Annotated in this window: 9 protein-coding genes and 2 pseudogenes; 4 read left to right on the top strand and 7 right to left on the bottom strand. The window is 69.1% G+C overall.

What is annotated here, in order from left to right; genetic code table 11:
- Positions 1-156: 156 nt before the first annotated feature.
- A pseudogene (locus tag DY245_RS25390) lies at positions 157-840 on the top strand (transposase family protein); the annotation flags it as partial.
- Between the two features lie 63 nt (positions 841-903).
- On the opposite strand, the gene DY245_RS25385 reads toward DY245_RS25390, so the two are convergent.
- The 5 genes from DY245_RS25385 to DY245_RS25370 form a co-directional block, all read right to left on the bottom strand.
- Complete coding sequence (locus DY245_RS25385) at positions 904-1413, bottom strand: SRPBCC family protein (RefSeq protein WP_128509542.1); 510 nt, start codon at positions 1411-1413, stop codon at positions 904-906.
- A complete protein-coding gene (locus tag DY245_RS25380) occupies positions 1401-2297 on the bottom strand; it encodes an RNA polymerase sigma-70 factor (RefSeq protein WP_128509541.1) in 897 nt (298 codons plus the stop codon). Before DY245_RS25380 ends, DY245_RS25385 begins: the two co-directional genes overlap by 13 nt.
- Positions 2298-2784: 487 nt before the next feature.
- Complete coding sequence (locus DY245_RS48395) at positions 2785-3003, bottom strand: RHS repeat-associated core domain-containing protein (protein WP_425329442.1); 219 nt, start codon at positions 3001-3003, stop codon at positions 2785-2787.
- Positions 3004-3105: 102 nt separating this feature from the next.
- Positions 3106-3288 (bottom strand): hypothetical protein, encoded by a 183-nt coding sequence (locus tag DY245_RS48390; protein WP_425329441.1) that lies wholly within the window; start codon positions 3286-3288, stop codon positions 3106-3108.
- A 215-nt stretch (positions 3289-3503) separates the two neighbouring features.
- Positions 3504-4397, bottom strand: a complete 894-nt coding sequence (locus tag DY245_RS25370; RefSeq protein WP_128509548.1) for a LysR family transcriptional regulator — start codon at positions 4395-4397, stop codon at positions 3504-3506.
- Between the two features lie 77 nt (positions 4398-4474).
- Between DY245_RS25370 and DY245_RS25365 the strand changes: the two genes are divergently transcribed.
- Entirely contained in the window at positions 4475-5185 is a 711-nt protein-coding gene (locus tag DY245_RS25365; protein ID WP_128509540.1) for a CTP synthase C-terminal region-related (seleno)protein, read from the top strand.
- 574 nt (positions 5186-5759) lie between these two features.
- Positions 5760-6401 (top strand): class I SAM-dependent methyltransferase, encoded by a 642-nt coding sequence (locus tag DY245_RS25360; RefSeq protein ID WP_128509547.1) that lies wholly within the window; start codon positions 5760-5762, stop codon positions 6399-6401.
- Between the two features lie 70 nt (positions 6402-6471).
- Here DY245_RS25360 and DY245_RS46725 read toward each other — a convergent pair.
- Both DY245_RS46725 and DY245_RS25345 read right to left on the bottom strand, forming a co-directional pair.
- Positions 6472-6816 (bottom strand): annotated as a pseudogene (locus tag DY245_RS46725) (transposase); the annotation flags it as partial.
- Positions 6817-7697: 881 nt separating this feature from the next.
- On the bottom strand, positions 7698-8315 hold the full coding sequence (locus DY245_RS25345; protein WP_128509539.1) for a GNAT family N-acetyltransferase: 618 nt from the start codon (positions 8313-8315) through the stop codon (positions 7698-7700).
- Between the two features lie 999 nt (positions 8316-9314).
- On the opposite strand from DY245_RS25345, the gene DY245_RS25335 reads away from it, so the two are divergent.
- Positions 9315-10667, top strand: a complete 1353-nt coding sequence (locus DY245_RS25335) for a cytochrome P450 (RefSeq protein ID WP_128509537.1) — start codon at positions 9315-9317, stop codon at positions 10665-10667.
- The last annotated feature ends 272 nt before the right edge of the window (positions 10668-10939 follow it).

Here is a 10939-nt window from a genome sequence, read left to right as displayed (position 1 = left end):
CCGCGCGGGCGGGGCGATGAGCCCTGCCCCGCGCGTCGGCCGCCCGGCGCACGGACCGTCACAGGTCCGCGCCGGGCGGCCGGCAGCACAGCTGTGACGCCGGTTCCGTCCCACTGCACCGGACCTCCCGCGAAACCGGCCGTACCGGACGCTTTCGCGGACCAGGCATGTTCGGCTACCACGATCCGGCGCTGACGGGACGAGTGAGTGGATCGAGGTCGGCGTCGCCGGTCACCTGGTCCTCGCGGTGCCTGGGGCCTACGACCAGATGGTGGGCCTGGAGCTGGAGGAACCGTCCGCGGACGGCTGCATCACCAAGGCGCCCTCGGGCGGCGAGTGCGCCGGCAAGTCCCCGGTCGACCACGCCGAGCAGGGCGTCAAGGGGTCCCAGCTCACCGACGGCTACGGCATACCCGTGGTCACCGTCCCCGCCGGAGCCAACCTGCGCGACCACACTCTCCTGCCCGAGCCTCTCGACGAATTCACCACGATCGTAAGGGAGTTGCGCTGCTTCCCGCAGTACCCGGCCCTGAGTCTGGACGCGGGCTACGACTACCAGCCCGTCTACGCGGACCTCGCCCGGCGCGACATCACGCCCCGGATCACCTCAGCGCGGCACGAAGACACCCATCCAGACCGACGGGAAGTGGTTGGTAGAGCGCACGAACGTGTGGATGAACAACTTCGGCAAACTCCGCCACTGCACCGAACGACGGTGCACCTGCATGGAGTTCTACCTCGCGCTCGCCACCACGACCTTCACCGTGCGTAGCCTGATTCGCCGGGCCTGGTAAAACCCACCGCTGGACCACCCGCCCGGCCAGCCCCCGCATCCGATAACCCCGGCTCAGCACCTACCAGCGGACGCTCTGAACGGTCGGTTTCGCAGAGGGGCCCGTACGGTCATCGGGGCTGCTCGTTTCCGCTCGTTGGCGCGTGCGCGGTCGGCTTGCTCGGTTCCGACTGGGGGCGTTGGGCCAGTGCGGTGTTGGCGGCGTCGAGGATGTTGCGGAAGGTGCGGGTGATAACGGGCCGCGCGAGGAGCCGGGTGAGGAGGGCGCCGAGCAACGGGACGGGGATCTCGGCGCGGGTGATCCAGCGCACATGGGTGCCGCCATCGACTTCGGTGAACGTCATGCGGCCGAGTTCGTGCCTGGACGGCGGCAGACTGCGCTCGACGACGTACTCGGTGGCGTACGGCGGGTCGTAATGGGTGATGCGTTCCCGGAACCAACCGATCAGCCAGAGGTGAATGCGCACCGCGCCGACGCCGTAGGGCGCGGCCTCGCCGCGCCGGGTCAGGCGGCAGCGCAGCACCAGGGGCGAGCTCGTGTAGTTGGTGGTCGTGGTGAGCCAGGCGAATACCTCGTCGATCGGGGCGTCGATGATGCGTTCAACGGTCATGGTTTCCATGGCAGGTGTCCTCCTCTGTCGAGTGGGTGCACCGTCTCGGCGCGGTGCAGCTTGTCCGGGTTGCGGATGCCGTAGAGGCCGGTGATCCGTCCGTTGTGGATCTCGAACGCGACCAGCCAGTCGAGTTCACCACCTGTGAGGAACCGTGCCGCGGGCATGCCGTTGTACGTGGCGTGCTCGACGCGGGTCGTCGCGGCGCTGGTGCGGATCACGCCGAGGACGAACCGGGCGACGTCGTCGCGGCCGGTGATCGGGCGGCGGGCGGCGACCACTTTCCCGCCGCCGTCGGAGATCTGTACGACATCCGGCGCCAGCAGGTCCATCAGTGCCTGGATTTCGCCGGTCGCCGCTGCGCGCAGGAACCGCTGGACGATCTCTCGGGTGGCGTCGGAGTCGGGCTCGAAGCGGCGACGCCGCGCGTGGACGTGCCGGCGTGCGCGATGGGCGATCTGCCGGACGGTGACCTCGGTCTTACCGATCGAGGCGGCGATCTCGCCGTGGGTGTAGGCGAACACGTCGTGCAGCACGAACACCGCGCGCTCGGCCGGGCTCAGCGTCTCCAAGACGAGCATCATGGCCATCGACACCGACTCGGCCAGGATCGCGTCGTCGCTCACCTCAGGTGCGGTGCGGATCGGTTCGGGCAGCCACGTGCCGACGTATTCCTCACGCCGCGCCCTGACCGCGCGCAGGTGGTTGAGGGCCTGCCGGGTCACCACACGGACCAGGTAGGCGCGCGGATGCTCGACCGCAGCCGGATCGACCGCGCTCCATCGCAGGTAGCTCTCCTGCAGTACATCCTCGGCGTCGGTGGCGCTGCCCAGCATCTCGTAGGCAATGGTGAACAGCAGCGGACGGTGCTCGGTGAAGGCGCCCTCAGCCATGGCCGACCCCAACTCGTTCCCTGGTGCGGTGACCGGTGCACAGTCGCCACACCGTGGACCGGCAGACCGGTTCCCCGGTCACCCGGACCGCCGTCCCAGTGCCCGCCACATGCTGGGGAAGGCGGGCCCGCTCGACGAACTCAGGCCGGGGATTCACCATCGTCACGACCAGTCCCGGGATTCGCGCACCGGCGATCCGGTTCGCCGCCGGCACCCTGGCACAGCCCGCCCCCACCACCAGTACGCGTCGGTACCCCGTCACCACACCCGGCTCCTCTCCTCGGACGCCCATCGAGACACCCCACACCAGCGAAGTGTGACAGTCCGCCACTGTGATCCACCTCACGCCGTGGGTTCGATGGGGATGGGGCCTGGAGCCCGTCTATACCGACCTGCGCAAGCACGGGATCACCGGCCGGATCGCGAAACGCGGCATGACGACACCTCTCCAGACCGACGGCAGGTGGTACCCGGAAGGGCCAGTTCCTCACCGCCAAGTTGGTAACCGGTCCGACCTCCTGAACGTGACGGAATCGCCGCAGATATCGCGTCGGCACAGTCCGGAGGGGTCGGAGTGGGTTACGGGGTTGCTATCGGCGTAGGTGTATCCGTTGAAGCTCTCCGAGTCGGCCAGGTTCATCACGGGGTCGACGGAGATGAAGCGGCCGGTGTCCGGGGCGTATGCGCGGGCGCCGAGGTGGGTCAGGCCGGTGGCGGCGGTGACGTCCGTGCCGCCGACATAGCCCTTGGACCCGGGCCAGCTTGCCGGCTGCGTGCCGCGGGGGCCGCCGAAGGGGAGGCTGCGGCGCTAGGTGAGGGTGAGGTCGGTGGTTTTGATGGCGAGTTGGCCGGTGCCGAGGCGGTCGGCGCGGGTGACGGTGCGGGTGCCGACGTCGGCGAGGACCGCCTGATTGCCGCTTCCGAGGGGGGAGGTAGCGAGTGGCTTTGAGTTTGTCGGCGCCCTTGTCAAGGGTGAGTTCGGTGTGGTCACCGAGGTGGAGGGTGGTCCGGTCGCCGGTGCGTGCGATCAGGCGAGTGCCGTCCGCGTCGTAGACGTAGGAGGTCGTCTTGGTGCCGCTGTCGCCCGCCAGTTCGGTGACGCCGGCGAGGCGTCCCTCGGCGTCCCAGTGCAGCGTGTGTTCGTCCCCGTGCAGTGTCTGTTCGTCGCCGTGCTGGCAGTTGTCGAGGGCAACAGGTGCAGGCTGATCACTGGACGACTGCTGCACCGGTGATGAGGTCGGCCAACTGTCGGGCGGGCCCGGTGGGGTTGGCAGGGTGGACGAGTTCGATGCGGTGCACCAGGCGGGGCTCCTTCACCGGAATGGCTGCGCCGCCGAGCGTGGCGGCCAGCGGCAGGGGCAGGGCGGCGAGGCCGTGGCCGGCGGTGGCGAGGGCGGCGAGGCCGTGCAGGTCGGTTCCGCGGTGGCGGATCCGAGGAGGGAAACCGTCGATGCGGCACACGGCGCGCAGCCGGTCGAGGGGGATGGCGGTGTCGGGGGCGTCGATCCACTGAGCTTGCGTGAGGTCGGTCAAGCGCACTGAGCGGCGTAGTGCCAGGGGATGGTTGTGGGGGAAGAGCACGGCCAGGGTCTCCTCGGCTGCGGCGAGTGTGGTGGTGGGCCCGAGGTCGGGTAGCGGCAACGGGTCGCTGGGGGCGGCAACGCCGTCGACGAGTCCGAGGTCCGCGCGTCCGGTGAGCACGTCCTCGATCACCGCCTCTCGGCCCAGCATTCGCACCTCAAGGTCCAAGGGGTGGGCGGTGGAGCGCAGACAGGCCAGGGCCTGCGCGATGGCGGGGCCGAGAGCGGCGGGCGAGCACGCCAGGGTCAGTCGGGTGGGGTGGGTGTGGTGTAGGCGGGCGATGTCGGCGCGGGCGACGTCCAGGCGTAGCAGCAGGGCAGGGGCGTGCTCCATCAGCCGTGCTCCGGCCGGGGTGGGAGCCACGGGGCGGCGTTCGACCAGCCGGGTGCCCAGGTCGGCTTCGAGGGCGGCGATGTGTTGGGAGACGGCGGACTGGGTGTAGCCGAGGGCCGAGGCGGCGGCGGAGAACGAGCGGTGGTCGAGGACGGCGACGAAGGTGCGGAGCAGATGCGGATCCATGTACATCAGCATCGCTTATGCACGGTGCAAGGATCATCGTTGGACCTGATGTGGGGTGGGGTTGCAGGATCGTTGCCATGAACCACACCGCACGAATCGCCCTGGTCGGGGACCGCTCCGACGCCGTCCGATCCCATGCCCGCATCCCCGGCCTGCTCAAGGCGCTGCGCGTGCGCGACGGGCTGGACCTGGACGCCTACTGGATCCCCACCGAGGACGCCGACCAGGGCATGGGCGGCTTCGACGCGGTCTGGGTCCTGCCCGGCAGCCCCTACCGCAGCGAGGCCGGCGTCCTGGCAGCGATCCGGGCGGTACGTGAAGGCGGCATTCCCTTCCTGGGCACTTGCGGCGGCTTTCAGCACGCGCTGCTGGAGTTCGCCCGCAACGTCTGCGGCATGACGTATGCCGGCCACGCCGAGAACGACCCGGAAACCGCTGACGAGGACGCTGTGGTCGTCCCGCTGGCCTGCTCCCTGGTCGGTCACGAAGGCACCGTCAAGGTCACCCCGGGCTCCCGGGCTGCCCACCTGCTCGGCGCCGACCGTACGCAGGCGCGCTACCACTGCAACTACGGCCCCAACCCCCACCGTCTCGACGTCCTGCGCGAACATGGCCTGGCCTTCACCGGTACCGACGAATCCGGCGACATCCGCATCGCCGAACTGCCCGCCCACCCCTTCTTCCTGGCCACCCTCTTCCAGCCTGAACTGGACGGCGACGGCACCCGGGCCCACCCGCTGATCACCGGACTGGCCACGGCCGCCGTCGACCACGCCCGCACCCGATGAGCGTGCGCACCACGCTGGCCTGGGTGAGCGCCCCTTTCCATGCCTGGCTGCGCGCGTGCACCGTGCCAGAGGCTCACGCCCGCAGCCCGCTCGCCACCGTTCCCGAAGCCGCGCTCAGCGCCACACGAGTCGACCGCGATCCGCCCTGGCCGAAGTGCCAACTCCCCGCACCACCTTCAACTCAACTGCACGTGCCTGCCCGGCGCCTCACAGAAGAGGGCAGCAGCGGTGAGCGCTGTGCCACCGGCGCCGCATCCTCGAAGGGCACATGGACACGACATCGGGGCGGGCGTAATAGCGCCTGACATGAGCGCTTCGACCGTTCTTCGGAAGCCGAGCGCGATCGCAAGGCGGAGGGTCGCCCCGATACTGGGTGTATCGGGGCGAGCCCGACAACGCAGCATGGGGTCCCCCCCCGCGCGCCCTTAAGGCGGGGGGAGCGCGTGCCCGGGGCACCTCCCAGCGTTAGCTGGGGGAGCGTCGCGGGGCAGGCGGGAGTTTGACGGCAGGGCCCCTGGGGCCTGTTCGAGGGGTCAGTCGCCAGCGCCATAGGCAAGGACTGGATTCCTCGCTTCTGACCCAGACTTCCTCGCATCTCTGTGCGACAGCGCATGCCTACGATGCTGTCGCCGTCCGCTACGCCGAACTCGCCCGCAATGAGCTCGATGCTCTTCCGCTGGATCGTGCGGTGCTCGCTGCGTTGTCCGAGCTCGTGCTGACCACCGATGCCGGACCGGTCGCCGAGCTAGGATGCGGCCCTGAACGGGTGACCGCACACCTGCGGGACCTGGGGCTGGAGGTCTTCGGCGTTGACATGTCGCCGGTGATGATCGATCTCGCCCGCGAGGCATACCCGGACTTGAGGTTCGAGGTCGTTTCCATGGACGCCCTGAACCTGGCCGACCGCAAGCTGAACGGCATCGTGTCCTGGTATTCGGTCATTCACACACCACCACAGAACATGCCCTCGTACTTCGCCGAGTTCCGGCGGGTACTCGCGCCTGGCGGCCACCTCTTGATCGCTTTCTTCGAGTCAGAGGGTGAGCCGGTTACGGCGTTCGACCACAAAGTGGCGGCAGCCTACCGGTGGCCGATCGACGACCTCGCGGGGCTGGCCGGCGAGGCTGGGTTCGTCGAAGTTGGCCGGATGCTGCGCGAGCCGCACGAGGGGGAACGGAACCGCCGGGGTCATCTACTGATGCGCGTGGGCAAGTAACTCAGGCGTCATGTGCCGCTGAAGGGTTGTCGGGCACACACCGCTGCGGCGCTGACCGACGACGTGACGAGCGGAGCCAAAGGCGTACGGCAGCAACGGTTACGGCGCCATGGAAGACGTACCCCCGTTTGTCGAAGCGGGTGGCCACGGCCCGGAAACCTTTGAGGGCACTGATGGTTCGCTCGACTTCGTTGCGGCGCTTGTGAATCCCCTTGTCGAGCTGGTGGGACGGCCGCTCGCGCTGCCGCAGCGTTGACGGTTGGCCTTCTGGTCCCTGCGCTCGGGGATGGTGTGCTTGATCTGGCGACGCCGCAGGTATCGGCGGTTGCGGCGCGAACTGTACGCGTTGTCGCCGCTCAGATGCTCTGGCCGGGTCCGCGGATGGCCAACGGCCGGTCGGCACCCGAACTCGCTCCTCCGGGCAGGCGGGACACCCGAACTCGCTCCTCCGGCCGGTCGGGACACCCGAACTCGCTCCAATGCTCAGCCCGCCGCGTGATCGGCCGAGGGCTTCATCGGGACGGTGCTGGCAGGCAGGGTGCGCTTACCGGGTCTCTGCGGCGGCGGCTTGCGGCAGTCACGCAACCCATCGGGCAGGCCCGTGCACACGCACAGGGTGCGGCTGGGCAGCAAGGAGGTCCGAGTGGTTCGGCCGGCCCCGGCCCCGGCACGCTTGGCGCTGCGTGACGACCACCATGAGCTGGCGATGTACGCCGACCAGGGCGGCGCGGGCCAGCTCCTGGCCGCCTGCAGTTTCCGACCGCGTCGTGGAAGCAGGTCCGAGCACGACCCGGCGTCGGCACACCGCACACCGCAGCCACCCCGGACCATGACTTCCCCGACGAGACCGCCATCGCCGACCGGCAGCGACAGCACCGGTCATACCGAGACCACCTCGGTTTCGGCATCGCCGCACACACTCTTCTCGTCGTGGGCAGCTCCACCGCGTTCCGCGAGCACGGCACCGCGCTGCGCGGCCTCGTCGACCAGGCCCCGTCACACCTTGACCGCTACCCAGACGCCGGGCATCTCTGCGTCGAGCTCAGCCCTGGCCCGCGGTCACGGGCACGAACCCGCTGGCACCTACCCGCCCGCTTTGCACATCCAGTACTGCAACCCTTGGCTCATATGACGGCCCTTCGGGCGTTCTTGCACTCTTCGCGGCCATGACCCAATCGACCTGACCACACCCGAACTTCGCCAACGTCACCCTCGACCACCCGGAAACGCTCGCACGCGACTGACCCCAGCGCCTCCAGTGCCGGCGGCCCGACGTCGCGGGCCGCCGGAAAGCCCTCAGGCGTCGGCCGGGCGGCGCGGCTCGCGGCGCATCGACCACAGGGTCGGGCCGCCGCCCGGGAGTTGGACCTCGCCGAGCACCGTGAAGCCGAAGTGCTCGTAGAAGGGGAGGTTGGAAGGCTTGGAGGATTCCAGGTAGGCCGGCAGGCCGGCCGCGTCGGCCTTGGCGAGGCCCGAGCGGAGGAGGGCGGCTCCGTGGCCCTGGCCCTGGGCGGCCGGGTCTGCGCCGACCACGGCCAGGTACCAGTGCGGCTCCTGGGGTCCGTGCCCGGCGGCCGCCTCCGCGGCCTGCCGGAACAGCGGAGCCCGGTCGCCCAGGATCTCCGCGAGCTCCTGGATGGTCTCCGCGTCGGGAACAGCCTTGTCCTGTGCGCCCGGCGGCACCCAGAAGGCGGCCGCTGCCTTGGTGTGTTCGCAGACGCCGTGGTGGACATACTGCCGGGTGAAGATCGTGGCGAAGTAGCGGCCCAGCCCCGCCTCGCGGGTGGCGTCGTCGGGGAAGAACCAGCGCATCATCGGGTCGTCGTCAAAAGCGCGGGCCAGGGTGCGGCCGATCAGCGAAGCGTCGTCGATCGTTGCCGTCTTCGGAGTATTCGTTATCGACATACGGGTCATTCTGCACCCGATGATCTTCGACGGCCGGGCCGGGGTCCCGGTTACTCACGAGGTCCGCTGAGACGTCCTGAAATGGAAGTACAGGGAGCGGCTGTCAGCGAGGGGAGCCGGCCGGGCCCGCGCTGACGCATGCTCAGGTCTGTCAGAACAGGTCCGTCACGCGCGACTCATCGGACAGGCCCTGGGTTCCGTCCGGCGGATCATGGCGTCGTAGGCTCCTGGACATGCACAGCACGCTGACGGAGCACGCCCGGTGTCTGTTCGGGGACGAGTACCAACCTGTGCCTGAGTGCGAGTGCGACCACCAGGAGCACTACTTCATCGAAGAGTTGACCTTCGCTGGCGCGGATTCGATCCTTGCGATGTTGCATGAACTGTGTCCGCACGTGGTCGACGGCCTTGCGCCAGCAGGTCGTTGGCCTGGCTCACCGAGGTGATCCCCTGCCAACCGAGATTCTCTGGCGTCAAGGGTGTGGTGCGAGGCCGGGCCGGGTGGGGCGACTTGATGCAGCCCAGCGCCAGTGCTGCCGACGATTCGAGCGCAACAGGTGTGGTGGTGCCATCGCTGGATCGATCGGGGCGTAACTGCGCCAGGTCGCCGCCACCAGGCGGGTTCGGGTAGGGCAGCGGCTCGGTGCTGTCGTCGCTCGGCAGGTCGGTCCACCTGGAGTTGTACGAGGCTTCCGGGGCGGCGCTGGAGGTGTGGCGGGCGCGCGCATTTCCAGTCCCCGCATGATGCAGCACCTTGGTGTGCCCCTGGGTGGCTGATTCCAGCCCCCGACGCCCTCGACTGACCGAGATCCAGATATCGCACTGAGTGCCTATTGCGCTACCCTGCGTGATGTATGCACTGCTGCCCGACCTGCGGGGACGTCGCCGGGCGGGTGGTTCCCGGAGTGTCCCGAACGCCTGCATCCCGCATCACCGGTTCACAACGTCCCGAGGGGTACTACTCGGTCGCGGGGCAGTCACGGGGCCCGCGGCCAAAGGAAGGCACACATGGCCACCGCCGCTCGCCTCACGGCTCCTCCCACCGCTCCCGGACGCCTTCCGCTGATCGGCCACGCACTCGAAATGTGGCGGCGCCCCCTGGAATTCCTCGATTCCCTCACCGCGTACGACCAGATTGTCGCCGTCTATCTGGGCCCTACACCGACCTACGTCCTCGCCGGACCGGAGGTCGTCGACCGGGTGATGGTCGCCGACGCCGGCCACTTCGCGAAGGGCCGCTCCTTCGAGAAGCTCCGCGACTACCTCGGCGAGGGCCTCGCCACCTCCGAAGGGCCCTTCCACCTCCGCCAGCGGCGCCTGATGCAGCCGGCCTTCCATCACCGGCAGATCGATCACTACGCGCGAACCATGGCGCGGCTGGCCGACGAACGAGTCGGATCCTGGCAGGCCGGACAGGTCGTTGACGTCACCCAGGAGATGTTTGACCTTTCCCTCGCCATCGTCACCTCCACGCTGTTCTCGACCGCACTCGACGAGCACCTTGCCGCGGACATCCGCCACGACGTGCCCGTCGTGCTCCGCGGCGTGTACAACCGGGCCATCGATCCGACCGGCCTCTGGCAGAAGCTCCCCACTCCTGGCAACCGCCGCCTCGCAGCCGCACACGACCGGCTGCGCCGGGCCATCGACCACCTCATCCGCACCCGGCGCGCCGACCTCCCCGCCGAGCAGCCGGACCTGCTGTCGATGCTCCTGCAGGCCCAGGACGCCGACAGCGGCAACACCATGACCGACCAGCAGGTTTACGACGAGCTCATCACACTGCTGGTCGCCGGCACGGAGACAGCGGCAGGCGGGCTGGCGTGGCTCTTCCACGAACTGGGCCGGAACCCCGCCGTCGACCGGGAACTCCACGAGGAGCTGCGGACGAGGAGCGGAGAGGCGCCTTCGTTCGAACACCTCGGCCATCTCCCGTACACGCGGCGGGTGGTGGAGGAGGCGCTGCGCGTGCGCAACCCCGGAGGCGTCACGATGCGACGAGCGATCACGGAGGTCGAACTCGCGGGCTACCGGTTTCCGCCAGGTGCCGAGTTCATGTTCAGCGCCCTCGTCCTGCACCGGAACCCGCACCACTTCCACGACCCTCTGAGGTTCGATCCCGACCGCTGGCTGCCCGGCCAGAAGGCTGCTCCCCGCGGCGCGTTCCTTCCCTTCGGCGCCGGAAGGCACAGGTGTATCGGTGAATCGTTCGCGCGCGCGGAAATGACCACGGTGGTCGCGGCCCTGGCGAGCCGGTGGCGTCTGGAGCCGCTCCCAGGGGCGCAGGTACGGGGAGTCATGACATCCACCAACCACCCCGCCAACCTCCTGATGAGAGTCGTTCCTCGCGAAGTGAGGTGACACCTCGACAGGCCCGCACGGACGCACAGGCGCACCGGCGACACCGGCGGCACTCATGCGTACGGCGGCAGACAACCAGATCCACGCCTCTTCGGCCGCCGTGCGCGCGTCCACTTTCCATCTGATGACAGCCACTGCTGGCCCACCTTCAGGGCTTGCCGACACGTCCGGCACAGCGAGTTCTCTTGGGGTGAACGTGTGGCGCGACGCGGTCTCACGCAGGTTCGTGCAGCTCAGCGACCAGTACTCAGGAGCTATCGCGCGCACGAAGT

This window comes from Streptomyces inhibens, assembly GCF_003389455.1.
GTDB classification, from domain to species: Bacteria; Actinomycetota; Actinomycetes; order Streptomycetales; family Streptomycetaceae; genus Streptomyces; species Streptomyces inhibens.
Note: the sequence above shows the minus strand (reverse complement) of the source record. Positions and strands in the feature narration are given on the sequence as shown.